This window comes from Cryobacterium sp. M15 (assembly GCF_002929675.1).
Lineage (GTDB): Bacteria > Actinomycetota > Actinomycetes > Actinomycetales > Microbacteriaceae > Cryobacterium > Cryobacterium lyxosi.
Genome location: NZ_PJJW01000027.1, coordinates 70667 through 85847, shown reverse-complemented (window position 1 = coordinate 85847; position 15181 = coordinate 70667). Strand labels below are relative to the sequence as shown.

Below are 15181 nucleotides of genomic sequence, written 5' to 3'. Positions count from 1 at the left end.
CTGACCATCCCACGGTGGCTCCTCGCGTTGGCGAAGCAACGCTCAAGGCCGGGAAACTCCACCACTCAATGGGACATGACCGTCGCGAAAGCCCAAATACGGGTTCAGAGTGGTCATCGAAATTCTCCTCGGTGAGTGTGCGCTGACTGCTGGATTCAGCCATTATGTCCCGGTTCCCCCGGTTTTTCAGCGCGTGGCCGAGCGCTCATTGCGCTGCGCACGCGGTGAATGAAACCCGAGTCTGAGGGTCGACAGGCACCAGCGGAGTGGCCAGAATAGGGGCAACGTTTTGCTCGTCGTTGACGTGCCTGTGTCGAACCGGCGGCGGCAACGGCGTGGTCCCGAAGACGAGAAGTCCGATGAGCACAGGAAAAGCCGACCGCGCCGCGCGCAATCTGTCTGCGAGTCACCCGCCGTACCCCGCATCTTCCGGCTACGCCCCCGTGTCGGATCGCTCCTTCGTAGCAACCTGGCTGTTCTCCTGGTTGCTCGGATTTCTCGCCGTGGACCGGTTCTATCTGGGCAAAGCAGAGACCGGAACACTCAAACTGATCACTCTGGGAGGCTTCGGCCTCTGGTGGCTCATCGATCTGATTCTCGTGCTGACCGGTTCACAGCGTGACAGGCAGGGCCTGCCCCTGTCCGGTTTCGACGCGAACAAAAAAAACGGCCTGGCTGGTCACGGTGGTGGGGGTCCTCGTGTCGGCCGCCGTGTCGGGCCTCAGCGCGATCTTTGACGTGCTGGTGGGAGGCTGACTGGCTCACCTCACCCATCACACCGAAACGCCCCCGGCCTCGGTACAGGAGGTCGGGGGCGTTTCGGTGCTGCGGCTGCGTTACGAGGGCTGTCCGGTGGGAAGGACGGCGATGTGCTGCAGATTCACGTGTGCGGGGAGGCTCACCGTGAAGGTGATGATTTCGGCGATGTCTTCAGCGTTGAGCAGTGTGATGCTGTCGTCAGCACCGGCAATCCAATCCGACACGCCGGCGTCGGTCACGTGACCGGCCAGTTCGGTCTTCACAAGCCCCGGTGCGATCGATCCCACGCGCACGCCCTGTGCACCGAGCTCCACACGCAGTGTGGTGGTCAGGTGCGTGACGAACGCCTTCGTGGCGGAGTACACCGAGAAGTTGGGAAAGATGTTCTGCCCGGCGATGGAGCTCGTGTTGATGAGGTCCGAGGGGCCGCCCTTCGCGGCACTGACAACGAGCTGGTCGACGAACGCACCGATGGTGGTGACGAGCGCCGTGACGTTGAGGTCGATCTGGTGCTTCCACTGATCGACGGCGTGCTCCTGCATGGGGGCGGGGAGCATGATGCCGGCGTTGTTGAACAGGATGCTCGTGGTGCCGAGCTCCTTCTCAACGGTGGCGGCGGCGCGGCTGATGGCGTCGGCATCCGTCACGTCCGCGACGATCACGAGCGCGGTTCCGCCGGCGGCGGTGATCTCAGCGGCGAGCGCTTCAAGCTTGTCAGCGCGACGCGCGATCAGTGCAACCGATGCGCCGCGGGAAGCGAGCTGACGTGCAGTTGCCTCACCGATTCCGCTCGACGCGCCGGTGATGACCGCGACGCGGCCGTTGAGGTTTGCGGACAAAGTCATGGTGTTCCTTTCGTGCGGACGTGAATGCCCACACCTAGGGGAACCATCGGAGCGCCCGGATATGCCCGCACAACCGCGCCCCCGTCTTCCTAGGACAAGTTGTCCCCGGCTGATGTGCAGCCGGCCTGGGCGATACTGGAGTCATGGACACCGCTGGCACCCTCACTGATTTTCTGCGCTCTGCCCGGGCTCGGCTTGCGCCCGGCGACGTGGGACTGCCCCTGAACCGGACCGTGCGGCGGGTGCCGGGATTGCGCAGGGACGAAGTTGCCGGAATAGCCGGGGTGAGCGTGGATTATTACGCCCGCATGGAACAGGGCCGCGTGACCCAGGCATCCGACGCGGTGATCAATTCCCTGTCCGTGGCCCTGCGCATGAACGAGACCGAGCGCACCTACCTGTTCACGCTGTTGTCAGCGTCGACGGGTGGGCGGCTCGACGTGCGGGGACGCACGAGCACGGTGCGCGCGCCGCTGCAGGGCATCATGGATTCCCTCACCGGCTCCCCCGCCTTCGTGCTGGGACCGGGGATGCAGGTTCTGGCCATGAATTCCCTCGCGGTGGCGCTGATGGCCGACTTTGGCGCTCGCACGGGTCACCGGCGGAGCCTGGCGCACTGGACCTTTCTCGACCCGTCTGCACGGTCGTACTACCAGGACTGGGACCTGATCGCAGCGGATGTGGCCGCGATCCTCCGACGGGACACGTTGAGGCACCCGCACGACCCCGCCATGACAATGCTGATCAAGGAGCTGATGGAGCAGAGCCCCGAATTTGAAGCGATGTGGGCCGAGCATCGGGTCTACGAGTGCACCTTCGGCATCAAACGGCTGGTGCACCCCGTCGTCGGGCGCATCGATGTGGACTTCGAGAACTTTGCCGTTGCCGGAGAACCGGATCAGGAATTGTTTGTGTACAGCGCCCCGGTCGGCTCGCCGTCCGCCGATGCGCTGAGCATTCTGGCCGCCTGGAACGTGCAGCAGACACGGCCGGCGCGGAGCCCAGAAACCACCGTTGCCGGGTGACCGGGCACCAGCAGCGCTAGGGTCAGGGTATTCGGCTCGACCGCGTTGATCAGACGCGTTATCAGAGGAGACCCATGCGCTATCAGGCAACGATCATTGTGGTGGCGGCCGTGACCAAGCCGGAGGCGCTGAGCGCGATTTCTCAGGTTGTGGGCCGGCCCGTGCAGGGTAGCGCGGCGCATCCGTTCGTCGCGTTGCCCGACGGGGGTCGCGTCACGGTGGAGGTACCGAAGTTCGGCGAAGCGCCCCCGTTGGCCATCGACGTTACCGATCCGCGGAGTGACAGCGACGCCCGGGCTGCTGCTGAGACGCTGCTGGTCTCCCTCGGCGGCGCCACCGGGTGGGCCATTCATCATCTGCAGGCCTCGGCCGAGTAGCCGATACAGTGATCTTCATGGAACGATCATCATGAAACTCACCGACGTTGGCGCCCCGGATCGCAGCTTTTCGCGGTGGCTGAGCGACGACGAGATCGGCCAGGTGATCGCGCATAAGCGCGGCTGGCGGCTGGCTCCAGACGGGCGGGTCATTGCCGGCAAGATTTTGCACCGCACCATTGCCTCATCGCTGGCCGCGTTGAGCAGCGCGGCGGTCGCGAACCGTTGGGCGTCTCGCCCGGCCGAGCCGCGCAGCGACGGCAGCGGCCCCACCCACATGATGTGGGGCATCGTCGACGCCCGTTCCGACGCGGAAATCGCCGAACAGATCTAATCACCCGGTGCGCTACGCACCGGCAGGCAGGAACACACCGGCTGGCACGGAGGCATTCGTTGTAGCGTGAGAGCATGACCAACCTGACGCCCCGTTACATCGAACCCGGCCAGCCCTTCGATCGCGACACCAACTACATCGAAGATTGCATCACCCGTGACGCGCGGGACGGCTGACCCGTCGAGACCGGTCGATATCGCCTTGTGGCCGCGCGGGCATGCCCCTGGACGAACCGCACCGCAATCGTGCGGCGGTTGCTGGGTCTTGAAGGGCGCTGCGGATGTCGACGCGTTGGGGGTTGCCGTGCATGTCACGGCCGGCGCCGGTGGCGACGCCGAGGAAGAACAGCGCGGCGAGATGGGTGGCGTAGGTGTGGCGGAGGTCGTGACTGTGGACGTGCGGGAAGAAGGTGCCGCGCTTGTGGGCGTTTGTTTCGGCCATGGCGGACACGTCTCCGGTGATCTCTTGCGCGGTAGCGTATTGCAGTGGTGCGCCGTCGCGGGTGGAGATGAAGAGCATGGCGGGTTCGCCGCTGGGGGTGACGAGGCGGCGGCGTTCGCTGGCGGTCATGGTGTTGAAGAGCCGGGCGGTGCCGGTGGTGTCGATGATGCCGCGGAAGGTGGGTGTGGGCAGTTCGGCGACGTGGATGGGGTCGGCTGGTGTCCAGCCTTTGAGAAGTGCGTTGCGGGAACCACCGTCGGGGTTGGCGTAGTCGTGGACGCGTTGTAGGTGGTGGCGGAAGGCTGGGAGGCGCACTTCGCGGCGGATTTTGCTGGTAGCGCCGGGGAGGTACATCTCGACGAGGTCGCCGGGGCGGCTTTGGTCGGGGAGTTCGTAGATGGTGAGGTGGGCGAGTGTGTCGACGCGGCCGCCGCAGGCGACGCCGAGTGCGATGAAGGCGGCGTCGCGGGCGCCGGTGAGGGTTCCGGTGGTGGCGCGGTTGGCGCCGTGGATCCAGGCGGTGCCGAGGAGTTCGTCAATCTGTGGTGGCTCAAGGGGGGTGCCGGCGGCGCTGGCCTTTGGTACGTTGCGGCCTTCACGCATGGAGGTTACGACGCCTCGGGGCGTCCGGATGTTGTCGAGGGTGATGGGGACTTGGATGCGGTGGGTGTCGCGCAGCCACACGTAGAACTGCTTAATGGCTGTGCGGTCGCGGCTCCAAGTTGTTCCGGCGACGCGGGTTTGGTCGTTGACGGTGCGTTGGTTGACGTAGGCCGTGATGTGGACGTTGGTGGCGCCGCGGAGAGAAGTGTTTCGGTCGACGAGGAAGGCGACGTACTGGGAGAGGCTTTCGGCGTAGCTGACGGACGTCTTCGTGCTGTAGGGACCGCCCGTGCGGGCGGCGACGTAGGCGAGCCATGCTGAGGCGTCAGGTTCGATGTGGCCGTCGATGGTGAGGACGGGGGCGAGCAGGGGTGGGATGTCGAGCGGGGGTTGGCCGAGGTCCTGTTCGATGAGGTCGGGGTCCCAGACGCCGCCTTGTTGGATCCGAACCCGTCGCATTTGGAGCCTCTCGTTCTGAGTGACACCAGTATGACGTGAAGCAGAATTGAGGGATAGTCGTGGTCCCGGTATTTACCCGGGACCATGACTTGGAGCAGCTCTGGATTAGGAGACAGACGACATTCCCGGAGATTTACCGCTTCAGGTTGGTGAGCTCCTGCAAGACCTCGTCTGAGGTGGTGATGATTCGGGCGTTGGCCTGAAAGCCGCGCTGGGCGACGATCAAGTTGGTGAATTCCTGCGACAGGTCAACGTTGGACATTTCGAGTGCACCGCTGGTGAGGGAGCCGAGGCCAGCCGCGCCCGGGGTGCCCAGTTCGGCGCCACCAGAATTGAAGGTCGCGCGGTACGCGGAGGAGCCAGCCTTCTCGAGCCCGCCGGGGTTGACGAAGGTGGCCAGGGCTATGCGACCGATGGCCTGCTGTTCGCCATTGCTGAACAGGCCGATGAGCGTGCCGTCGGCACCGAGCGTGTAGCTGTTGAGCGTGCCGGCCGCGCTGCCGTCGTCGGTGTTGCCGGCAACGGTGGGGAGACCGGCGAAGCCCTTGAGGTCGTTCAAGTTCATGGCGATCTCGTCAACCGTCAGGTTATTCAAGCTGGTGAAATTACCCGTGGCCTTGCCTTGCGCGTCGACCTCAGCGGTGAGCTGCAGGGTTTGAGCAGCGTCGTCATTCGTGTTCGACACAATCCAGCCATCAGCGCCGGGCTGGCCGGTGCGGGTGAACGTCAGTGACACCGTTCGGGAATTGCCGAGGTCATCGTAGACATCGACGGTGCGTACAAGGGACTCGCCAACCGGGGAATCCGCTGGCAGGTTTCCGGTGAAGGTCGCGCTGAGTGACCTGACCGCGGGAACAATCGCGCCGACGGGTAGCGTGATGTTGCTGACCGGTCCGCCAGCGTTGACGACGCCGTTGACGGCGCCCCAACCCTGTACGATCGCGCCGTCGGGCGAGACCAGTCGGCCGGCCGAGTCGAAATTGAAGGAACCGGCGCGGGTGTAGAGGCTTTCACCGCCGAGAGACGTGATGAAGAAGCCATCGCCGGAAATCATAAGGTCGGTGGTCTTGCCGGTAGATTGCGCGGAGCCCTGGGCGAAGTTCGTGGAGATTCCAGCGACCTGCACACCGAGGCCGACCTGGGCCGGGTTGGTACCACCGGTGGTGGCCGTGGCGCCGCCGGCGGCCTCGGTCAGCTGCGACAGGGTGTCTTGGAATTGAGTGGCAGACGCCTTGAACGCCGTCGTGTTGACGTTGGCGATGTTGTTGCCGGTCACGTCGAGCATGGTCTGGTGTGAACGAAGGCCAGAGATACCGGAGTAGAGAGAACGAAGCATGAGATGCAAGCCTTTCGAGAAAGAAGGAGTACGCGGTGAAGTTGGTGAAGTGACGGGATCGCTGAGCTTGGGGCCGGGGGTCAGGCCGCGGTGGTCGACTCCGCGGGGTCTTTAGCGACTGCGGTGTCGTCGGTGACCGTGGGGCTGGTCACGCCGGAGATGACGTCGAGGGCCACCGGTTCACCGTTGACGGTGACCGTGGGAATGGGGCCGGCGAATGATACCGACGAAGCGAGCCCTGTGATTTCGACGCCGTCGGCGTCGGTATAGGTGACCGTCTCCCCCACCAGGGCTGTCGCCGAGGTGCGCATCTGCAGGGAGAAGCCCTCCTCGCTCGCGGTGGCCATTTCGGTGAGCTTTTCCATCATGGCGAGCTGGGTAGTCTGGGCGATCATCTCGTTGGTATCCATCGGGGAGCTGGGATCCTGGTTTTGCAACTGCTTCACGAGAAGCGACATGAACACCTCCGAGTCCATGGACTGTTTGGGGGTGCGCGTCGTAGTTGTAGACGAGTACATTCCGGTCGGAGCGGCGGCAGTGGCCGCCAGGGCGTCGATAGTCACGGTTTTCTCCTTCTAAGCCAGTACGTCAATGGTGTGGGTAGATCCGAATTGGGGTGGTCGTTGCTCGCGCGGAGTATCCGGTGCTCGGCCGTCTGGGCTACGAGCGTCGCTATTGCGTGCGTTAGCCTCGGAGCGCGGCTGACGGGTGGCGCTCGGATCGCCGGCCTGGCTATCGGACGACAGGTTGAGCTGGGCGCTCAGCCCGGAACCGGCGAGGTCACGACGTAGGTCGGGCAAAATCACGCGCAGGGCGTCGCGGGCCAGGTCTGTAGGAGCGAACAGCTCCACCCGAATACCCTCCCCCGTCACATGCGCCCGCACGGTGACCGGTCCCAGATTGTCGGGCGACACGCTGATGGTCAGCACGTGCTCACCGGGGGCCGCGGTGGTGAGCGAGAACAGTGGCTTCATGATCTGGGCGGTGAGCGGCATGGCGTTGACCGAAGCGGGCGCGGCCACTACAGCGGTTGTGGGGGTCGACACCACGGCCGGCAACCCGATGGGCCCAGCAGTGGGCAGGGCGGATGCCGCGGGCGCCAATGATGCCGAGTGCGCGACGGCGTCGGTGTCGGTGTCGGCAACGGCGTCGGCGCCTCGCCCGGTCAGCCGCACGGAGTCGGGCACCGCGAAGCCAGACGCCCCCGCGATGGTAACCGCGGTGTTCAGCGTGGCAGTGTTTCGCACCGCACCGGCCTGTGCCGCACCAGCCTGCGCCGCACCACCTGCCGCAGTTGCCGGGACGTCTGCCGCAGTTGCCGGGACACCTGCCGCAGTTGCCGGGACACCTACCGCAGTTGCCGGGACACGTGACGCAGTTACCACTCCGGAGATTGCTGAGGCGGGCGGCGGAGTCGTCGACGCTGTCACAGACGCTGTGACATCCGCTGTGACTTCAGCCGTGGTGAACGCCGTGGGTGTGGCATCAGCCGCGGACGCTGCCGTGACGGTGGCACGGCTCGAGGCCGCCGCCGCTTGAGCCGCAGCGGTCGGAGCTGCGACGACGACGACGGAGGCGAACGTCGTGGCGGTCGGGGCTGCTGCGCCCGCATCGCCGGTGGGGAGTACAACAGCGATAGTTCTTGTTGCAGGGTCGGGCGTACGAAGTGCGGGGATCGTTGCTACGGCGGCCGAAGCAATCGACGCCGCTGAACCCGCCGTGACACCGAACGTACCTGCCGTTGCGGCCAGTGCCGCAACGGCCGCCGTGACAGGTGCCGCCGCATCGAGTGCGTTCCAGTGAGCAGCCGAAACGGAGGTTACCGAATGGCCAGTGCCGTCGGCTACCACTGCGGCCGTGTTATCCCACGCAAAAGCCGCCGGGAACGACACGGGGACGACCGGAATGGTGGCATCCGCTGCGACGAAATCAGGGTGCACTACGGACAACGACGACGTCGAACCGGCTGTGGAATCCGCAGCATGATCCCCCGTCGGCTCCGGCGGCTCCGTCGACACCGGCGGCTCCGTCGGCTCCGGGGCCGATGAAGCGCCAGTGCGCCCCGCAAGGGCGTCATCCATGATCGACCCGAAGGCATCGGCGCCCGGCGACACCGACCTCGTCTCGCGCGCGGCGACGGGCGCAGACGGCGCTGCGGCTGGGCGAAAGTGACCGAGAATGAGAGTCATTGTGCGCTTCCCGTGACTGTTGGGTTCTGCTGGGCGAAAGCGGTAAAGGCTGCGTTGAGCATGTCGGCAGGGCCGGCGCCCGTGACAGCGGTGTCGGTCGGAATGATGCGGCGGATGGTGGTGATGTCGGCATCCGTCATATACGCCTCGCGCAGGCAGACGGTGCGGCCTGGATACGGCGCGTGAATGACCTTGTTGTCGCCGGCGTAGATGAGAATGTGGTCGCCACCACTGGTGACGATGAGGTCGCCCGGCTGGGCTTCCGCAAGGGAAGCGACCTCCGTTCCCATCTTCATCTGCCCCGACACGAGTCGCGGCAGTTCTATACCGATATCGGCATAGACGGTCTGCACGAGTCCGGAGCAGTCCATTCCGCTGGAATCTTCACCACCGAACACGTAGGGCACGCCGAGGTATTTCTGTGCGGAGGCGACCACGTCAGTGCCGCTTGCGCCCGTGCCCGATCCGGTCACGCTGGTTGCGGTCGTGCCGGCAGTGCCGAGCGCCGCCGCCAGGGTCGCTGCAAAGCTACCAGCCGAAGCGGATGCCGCACCGGTCGTCGCCGCTGTGGCCGTTGTCGCTGTAGCCGTTGTCGGTACCCGGTCTGAAGCCACGCTGGAGAGCTGCTGCAGTGTGGCCTGGATCTGGCTGATTCGCCCCATGGCCGCGATCATCGTCATGGTGTCTCCTCCTCGTTCATCGTGGCGGTATTGTTCGTACCGGGATGGGAGCGGTGCCACCGCGCCCCGGCAATTTCGTCGAGCACGGTCTGCTCGGCGTGCAGGTCTTGCGCCAGCAGCGCGGCAGCGTGCCGCTCGTGCAGTTTTTCGAGCGCGACCGACTCGGCCCTGGCCGCGTTGTACGTAGTCTGGGCCGAGTCCAGGCTCTCCTGGTGGTTGCGGCCAACGGCTTCAAGCTCGGCAAGCATGCTGCGCGACGACGACCGCGCCGCGGCCATGGCGTTGAGAGCAGCGATGGTCTGCGGGGAATTGCCGAGGGAACCGAGCGCAGTGCGGGCGCGCCCATGGCGGGCCTCGATCGCCGCCACCCGGGCGTTCGCTTCGGCCAGGTCGAGGGCAGCCTGGTCCTGCTGCAGCTTGCGCAATCGCAGCAGTCCGGCAAGAGGAAAGAGGCGGCTCATGCGACAGACCCGAACGCACGGGTCAGTCGGGTGAGCTGGGCCCAGGCCTGCTCGCTGGGAGTCTGGTCGTTCATCCGCTGCTTTAGGAAAGCTTTGATGGCCGAGTCATTCTCAACGGCCACATCGACCATTGGGTTGGTGCCGGCCCTATACGCTCCGACGTCGAGCAGGTCCTGGGCGCCCTGACGGGCCGCCATCACCGTGCGCAGGGCCGTCGCGATCGCGTTTCGTTCCGGACTGTTCACCCGCGAGGCAACGCGAGAAATGGAGGCGAGCACATCGACCGACGGAAAATGGCCGGTGACGGCAAGCTTACGGTCGAGCACAACGTGACCGTCGAGAATAGACCGCGCCGCATCTGCAATCGGTTCGTTGTGGTCATCGCCGTCGACGAGCACGGTGTAAATTCCAGTGATCGAGCCGGTTTCACCAGTTCCGGCGCGTTCGAGGAGTCGGGCCAGCACCGAGAAAGTCGACGGCGGATAGCCACGGGTAGCCGGCGGTTCGCCGACCGAAAGGCCGATTTCGCGCTGGGCCATGGCGACGCGGGTGAGCGAGTCCATCATGAGCATGACGTCGGCGCCCTGATCGCGAAACGATTCGGCGATGCGGGTCGCGGTGAACGCGGCGCGTAACCGCATCATTGCGGGTTCGTCTGAGGTGGAGACCACGACGATGGAACGGGCCAGGCCTTCCGGGCCCAGGTCGTCTTCGAGAAACTCCCGAACCTCACGCCCGCGTTCCCCCACCAGCGCGATGACCGATACCTGAGCATCCGTTCCACGAGCGATCATCGACAGCAATGACGACTTTCCCACGCCGGAACCGGCGAACAGTCCCATGCGCTGGCCGCGACCGACCGTCGTGAGCGTGTCGAGTACGCGTACGCCCAGGTGCAGCGGGGTCGTGATGCGTGCCCGGTGCATGGCCGACGGGCTGTCGTGTTCGAGCAAAACGGCACCGTCGGAATCGAGCGGTCCCTTGCCGTCGATCGGGCGGCCGAGACCGTCGATGACGCGCCCGAACAGGCCGCGACCGGTGGGCACGAGCAGGGACGAACCGGCTGATCGCACCCGGGCCCCCGCCTGCAACCCGGTGATACGGCCAAGCGGCATACACCGAATGCTGGTCTGGGTCGTGGCGACGACCTCCGCATCGATTCCTTCGTGGCCTGGACGGGCGTCGAGAGTGACAATGTCGCCGATTGCCGAGCGCAGGCCACGCACCTCCACGCCGAGCCCGACGATGGACGACACGATACCGACCCGCTCAGGGCGGCCGGCTTCGATCGCTTGTGCGAGCTGCGCGGTGCGTGGACGCCAGGCTGTGATCATGCTTCGACCTCGGCAAGGGCGGCCTTCGCGCGGGCGAACGCCGTGCTGATGCGTGCGTCGAGAAACCCGTCACTGAATTCCGTGATGGCGTCCCCGCGCTTGAGCTCGGAATCGGCGACGAAGCGGATGCTCTCCAGCGCCCGCGTCTGCGCGTGCAGCACGACAAGGTCCTCCGGGTGCATGCGAATGCTGTGGACCTCGCTGCGATCGAGTTGGTCAGGCTGGTACAGGGCGCGTTCCAAAGCCCGGCGAGCCGACGGCTCGGTGTGGCTGAGTTCGCAGCCCAGAATGGCTTCGGCCAGTTCGAGCGACGTGTTCACGAGGGTGGATTCCGCCTGCTGAATAAGTGGGATGCTGCGTTCGTCGAGGGCTCGGGCGGCGGCAGCGAGCAAACGCACCACGTGGTCGATCTGCGTTTCACCGTAGCGTTCGTTTTCGGCGTGTTCGGCGTTGATCTCTTCGGCGCGGCGCGCGACATCCCCTGCGGCCAGGCGCAGCCCTTCGGTATAGCCGGCGGCGTGGCCTTCTGCGCGCGACTGCTCGGCAGCACGGTCCTGTTCTTCGTCGTGCAAACGCGGAAAGGCCATACGGCCGAACCCGGTGTCAGTTGACATATTCGTCCTCGGCACCGCGCTGCACCGTGATATTTCCCTGCGCTTCCATATCGCGAATAGCGCGGACGATTTCGGCGCGGGCGTCTTCGACCTGGCGCATGCGCACCGGACCGAGGCTCTTGGTCTCGTCGTCGAGCACATCGCGGTTGCGCTCGGAGAGGTTGGCCCGAATGACCTCGATGACGGCGTCGGTGCTGCCCTTCATCGCCAGGGCCAGCACATTCGTGTCGATTCCGCGTAGTACCTGCTGCACGTCCCGGCTTTCGAGCTTGACGATGTCGGCGAAGGTGAGCATGCGTGAACGAATCTCTTCGGCGAGGGCGGGGTCGCGTTCTTCGAGACTTTCCAGCAGCGCCCGCTCGGTAGCGGCATCCGCTCGATTGATGATGTCAACGAGCGGCTGGATACCGCCGATGACTTCTGCGCTCGCGCGCGCCACGATCTTGCCGGTGCGCAGTTTGAGTGTGTCTGTGACGATGCGGATGGCCTCGGGGGTTGCGCTGGACATCGTGGCGATGCATTGCGCTACGTCGGTGCGCAAACTGGCTTCCATGCCGGCCAGAACAGCCGATGCCTGATCGCGCCTCAAGTGCGCCAGAACGAGAGCGACGGTCTGGGGCATTTCGCCATCGAGCAGGGTGAGTACGTCGCCGGGCTCTGATGGGTCTAGAAACTCGAAAGCTTTGCCGGCCATCGACGTGGCGACCCGGTTCATGACACCGGCCGCGCGCTCAGCGCCGAAGGAAGCCTCGAGCAGGCCGATCGCGAAGTCGTGCCCGCCCCTGGACAGACGGCGGCCCTTGAGGCTAATTTCGTGAAACTCGTTCAGCGTGGCTTCGGCCAGTGCCGGATCGACGTTGCGCAGTTGAACGATCTCGCCCGCGATGACCTCGGCTTCGATATCGCTGAACTCTTTCATGACCTCGGTCGCGCGCTGACGGTCCATGTTCATGAGCACGACGGCGACCTTCTGGGTGCCGCTCAAGACCGTAAGTACATCGCTCATGCTGGCTGCCTGTCATCCATGAGTCCGCGCAGGAACTCCGCGGTGCTGCGCGGGTCGCTCTGGGCGAGGGCGTCAATTTCTGCACGACGGATGTCGGTGTCGCTGGGCACGAACGCCACGGTCGGGAGGATCTGGGTCGGGGTGTCATTGCCCTGGTCAAGGAACAGGGTTGCCGGTGACGCGGTGACCGACAGCGGTGTCGGTGCTTCACCGAGCGCGTCCTGCACTGGGGCAAGGTCACCGATCTCGACCGATTCCCGGCTCTGGCGCCGTGATCGGCGTGCATACAGAATCAGGCTGACAACGAGCGTGATGACAATGCCGGCGGTGATCACGGACACCCGCAGAATATCGGCGAACCGTTCGGCGGCCGCGGCATCCGCTGCCGCTTGGAGCGCCGCCGCTGCCGCTGCCGCACCGGCGGTGTCAAAGGCCATGACCTCGACGGTGACTGCGTCACCGCGAATGGCGTCGATTCCAGCAGCGGAGGTGACGAGGGACGTGATGTCGACCACGTTGAGATTGGCGGCGGCATCCGCGTCGACGGCCACGGAGACCGTCTGTCGGGTGATTGCCCCGGCCGGGATAGTACGGCTCTCGGTCACTTTATTGACCGCGTTATTGCGGGTGGTCGATTCGCTCGAGAACGTGCCGTCGGTGGCACCATCGGCCGCGACGGCCGCCTCTGCACCGAGCACACCGGCGGCGTTGCCCCCGGTTCCCGTATAGGTTTCCGTGTCAACGGATTCGTTGAGGGCCGGAGTCTCGATCGGGGCGGTGAACGACTCTTCCACCCGTTCGGCCGATTCATAGCTCATGTCGGCAGCAACGACGACGGTGGAGTTGCCGGCACCGACGACCTTGTCGAGCATGGCCTGCACGGCGTTACCGACACGAGATTCATAGTCAGAGGCCTGTTGCTCCGCTCCCCCCGTGGCGCCGATTCCAACGGCGGAGAGAACGGCGCCGGTCGAGTCGACGACAGCTACGTCGGCTGCGGCCATGCCGTCGATCGAGGCGCTCGTCAGGTGGACTATCGCCTGCACCTGGTCGTTGGAGAGCGAAACGCCGTTTTCAGTTTCAACGAAAACGGAGGCCGTCGGGTCGTTCTTTTCCGATACGAACACACTGTCTTCGGGGATCGCCAGCCGTACCGAAGCAATCTGAACGCCGTCGAGCGCACCAATGGTCTTGGCAAGTTCGCCCTCGAGTGCGCGCTTATACGTTACCGACTGCTGAAACTCGCTCGACGTGACACCCATGGTGTCGAGCAGGGAATATCCCCCGGTGCTCGATGTGGGCAGGCCGGCCGAAGCCGCCTTGATGCGTTCGTCGTAGACGTTCGCTTCGGGCACCAGAATGGTGGAGCCGCCATTTGCCAGTTCGTACTCCACACCGTCAGTCCTCAGCTGTTCGACGATGCTATTGGCGTCCTCGCCGCTAAGACCGGAGAACAGGGGCGTGAAAGCCGGCTTGGTCACCCACATGCTGAGCGCGGCTATGCCGAGTACGAGTACCGCGACGCCAATGATGGCGACTGTGCGCTGGGCGATGGTGAACTCGCGAATGGCGTTTCCGAAGCGCTTGAACACGCTGGTGACCTGCCGGGGCATCAGGCCTGCATCCTCATGATCTCGTTGAACGCGTCGACGCCTTTGTTACGCACGGCGGCGACGAGTTCCATGGTCACCTGCGCGCGAGTAGACGCAATCGTGGCGGTGTGAATGTCATTGAGGTCACCGGTCACGGCCTGAATGGCGAGGGCGTTCGACGTTCCTTGCAGCTGCTGCAGGTTATCGACGGCGCCCGAAAGCGCGGTGCCGAAGCCGGAGCCATCCATGCGCTGCGTGGGGGTCGTGGCAGAAGTGCCCATGACGCCGGAGAGCGACGTTGCGGCGGTGGTTGCGTTGATAGCGCTGAGCGGCATCAGCCACGTCCGATCTGTAGTGCGGCTTCGTAGGCAGTCTTGGCCCGGTCGACGACGGCGGCGTTGGCCTGGTAGCCACGCTGGGCCATGATGAGGTTGCCCATCTGCTTCGCCAGGTCGATTTCGGGGTACCGCACATAACCGTCGGCATCGGCCAAAGGATGCTCCGGCTCGTAGACGAGGGTTCCCTCGGCACCGCCAAATGCGGCGCTCGTGCTGGCTCCGACGTTGCCGACACCTTCCTGCGCCACGACGTAGCGTTCCTGGAAAGCAGCGTCGTTGGTTGCCGTGGCGGTATTGGCGTTGGCGAGGTTGTCGGCGATGGCGTCGAGCCATTTGCGGTGCAGGGTCATTCCGCTTCCGGCGATACCGATGGCGTCGACCATCAGGCGGTCTTCATCGCGGCGCGCATTGACGTGGCCGGCCCCTCGACTGCCCGAGCCGCGAACTGGTAGCGCAGCAACGCGTCGAAGTTGGCGAGGGTCTCGGTGTCGAGGTTGACATTGTTGCCGTTCAGCAGGGTCGGATCGAGTGAGCGCTCGGTTGTGGCCGCCGCCAGGCCACTGCCATCGGCGACTGACTGGGCCAGAGCGCTCTCGAAGGAGACGACCTTTGCGTGATAGTTGGGCGTATTGATATTCGCGATGTTGTTCGCGATCGTGCGCTGGCGCAGGGCCAGACCGTCCAATGCGCTGGTGAGGGCTAGGGAGGTCACGGAATCAAGCATTCGTACCCGCTTCGTCGACGAAAGACACGTCGGCCGATCCTTGGCCTGATTATGAGCACTCCGT

At 65.0% G+C, this 15181-nt stretch carries 17 protein-coding genes and 2 pseudogenes; 5 read left to right on the top strand and 14 right to left on the bottom strand.

All coding sequences use genetic code 11. The features are described from left to right. The first annotated feature begins 359 nt into the window (after window positions 1-359). A complete protein-coding gene (locus tag CXY83_RS02425; protein WP_198416577.1) occupies window positions 360-737 on the top strand; it encodes a TM2 domain-containing protein in 378 nt (125 codons plus the stop codon). Between the two features lie 99 nt (window positions 738-836). Here the strand turns inward: CXY83_RS02425 and CXY83_RS02420 are convergent, their stop codons facing one another. Further along, on the bottom strand, window positions 837-1604 hold the full coding sequence (locus CXY83_RS02420; protein ID WP_104195822.1) for an SDR family oxidoreductase: 768 nt from the start codon (window positions 1602-1604) through the stop codon (window positions 837-839). A gap of 143 nt (window positions 1605-1747) precedes the next feature. Between CXY83_RS02420 and CXY83_RS02415 the strand changes: the two genes are divergently transcribed. The 4 genes and pseudogenes from CXY83_RS02415 to CXY83_RS02400 all read left to right on the top strand — a co-directional run. Then, a complete protein-coding gene (locus CXY83_RS02415) occupies window positions 1748-2629 on the top strand; it encodes a helix-turn-helix transcriptional regulator (protein WP_104195821.1) in 882 nt (293 codons plus the stop codon). 74 nt (window positions 2630-2703) lie between these two features. Beyond that, complete coding sequence (locus CXY83_RS02410; RefSeq protein ID WP_104195820.1) at window positions 2704-3006, top strand: hypothetical protein; 303 nt, start codon at window positions 2704-2706, stop codon at window positions 3004-3006. A gap of 31 nt (window positions 3007-3037) precedes the next feature. Then, window positions 3038-3340: a hypothetical protein gene (locus CXY83_RS02405; RefSeq protein WP_104195819.1), complete on the top strand. Its 303-nt coding sequence runs from the start codon at window positions 3038-3040 to the stop codon at window positions 3338-3340. 74 nt (window positions 3341-3414) lie between these two features. Then, window positions 3415-3669: pseudogene (locus CXY83_RS02400) on the top strand (hypothetical protein); the annotation flags it as partial. A 793-nt stretch (window positions 3670-4462) separates the two neighbouring features. On the opposite strand, the pseudogene CXY83_RS17305 reads toward CXY83_RS02400, so the two are convergent. The 13 genes and pseudogenes from CXY83_RS17305 to CXY83_RS02335 all read right to left on the bottom strand — a co-directional run. After that, window positions 4463-4843 (bottom strand): annotated as a pseudogene (locus CXY83_RS17305) (site-specific integrase); the annotation flags it as partial. Window positions 4844-4976: 133 nt separating this feature from the next. After that, complete coding sequence (locus tag CXY83_RS02390) at window positions 4977-6179, bottom strand: flagellar hook protein FlgE (protein WP_104195817.1); 1203 nt, start codon at window positions 6177-6179, stop codon at window positions 4977-4979. Window positions 6180-6259: 80 nt separating this feature from the next. Continuing rightward, window positions 6260-6742 (bottom strand): flagellar hook capping FlgD N-terminal domain-containing protein, encoded by a 483-nt coding sequence (locus tag CXY83_RS02385; protein WP_104195816.1) that lies wholly within the window; start codon window positions 6740-6742, stop codon window positions 6260-6262. Window positions 6743-6754: 12 nt separating this feature from the next. Then, window positions 6755-8368: a flagellar hook-length control protein FliK gene (locus CXY83_RS02380; protein ID WP_104195815.1), complete on the bottom strand. Its 1614-nt coding sequence runs from the start codon at window positions 8366-8368 to the stop codon at window positions 6755-6757. Further along, complete coding sequence (locus tag CXY83_RS02375; protein WP_104195814.1) at window positions 8365-9048, bottom strand: C40 family peptidase; 684 nt, start codon at window positions 9046-9048, stop codon at window positions 8365-8367. The genes CXY83_RS02380 and CXY83_RS02375 overlap by 4 nt, the downstream gene beginning before the upstream one ends. Next, entirely contained in the window at window positions 9045-9509 is a 465-nt protein-coding gene (gene fliJ, locus CXY83_RS02370) for a flagellar export protein FliJ (protein WP_104195813.1), read from the bottom strand. Before fliJ ends, CXY83_RS02375 begins: the two co-directional genes overlap by 4 nt. Then, entirely contained in the window at window positions 9506-10843 is a 1338-nt protein-coding gene (locus CXY83_RS02365) for a FliI/YscN family ATPase (protein WP_104195812.1), read from the bottom strand. The genes fliJ and CXY83_RS02365 overlap by 4 nt, the downstream gene beginning before the upstream one ends. Further along, window positions 10840-11457, bottom strand: coding sequence for a FliH/SctL family protein (locus CXY83_RS02360; RefSeq protein WP_104195811.1), 618 nt, complete (start codon window positions 11455-11457; stop codon window positions 10840-10842). Before CXY83_RS02360 ends, CXY83_RS02365 begins: the two co-directional genes overlap by 4 nt. Next, window positions 11447-12463 (bottom strand): flagellar motor switch protein FliG, encoded by a 1017-nt coding sequence (fliG, locus tag CXY83_RS02355; protein ID WP_104195810.1) that lies wholly within the window; start codon window positions 12461-12463, stop codon window positions 11447-11449. The genes CXY83_RS02360 and fliG overlap by 11 nt, the downstream gene beginning before the upstream one ends. Further along, window positions 12460-14076, bottom strand: coding sequence for a flagellar basal-body MS-ring/collar protein FliF (fliF, locus tag CXY83_RS02350; protein ID WP_104195809.1), 1617 nt, complete (start codon window positions 14074-14076; stop codon window positions 12460-12462). The genes fliG and fliF overlap by 4 nt, the downstream gene beginning before the upstream one ends. Then, window positions 14076-14390 (bottom strand): flagellar hook-basal body complex protein FliE, encoded by a 315-nt coding sequence (gene fliE / locus CXY83_RS02345; RefSeq protein ID WP_104195808.1) that lies wholly within the window; start codon window positions 14388-14390, stop codon window positions 14076-14078. Before fliE ends, fliF begins: the two co-directional genes overlap by 1 nt. Next, on the bottom strand, window positions 14390-14779 hold the full coding sequence (locus CXY83_RS02340) for a flagellar basal body rod protein FlgC (protein ID WP_104195807.1): 390 nt from the start codon (window positions 14777-14779) through the stop codon (window positions 14390-14392). The genes fliE and CXY83_RS02340 overlap by 1 nt, the downstream gene beginning before the upstream one ends. Further along, window positions 14776-15117, bottom strand: a complete 342-nt coding sequence (locus CXY83_RS02335; protein WP_104195806.1) for a flagellar basal body protein — start codon at window positions 15115-15117, stop codon at window positions 14776-14778. The genes CXY83_RS02340 and CXY83_RS02335 overlap by 4 nt, the downstream gene beginning before the upstream one ends. Window positions 15118-15181 lie beyond the last annotated feature (64 nt).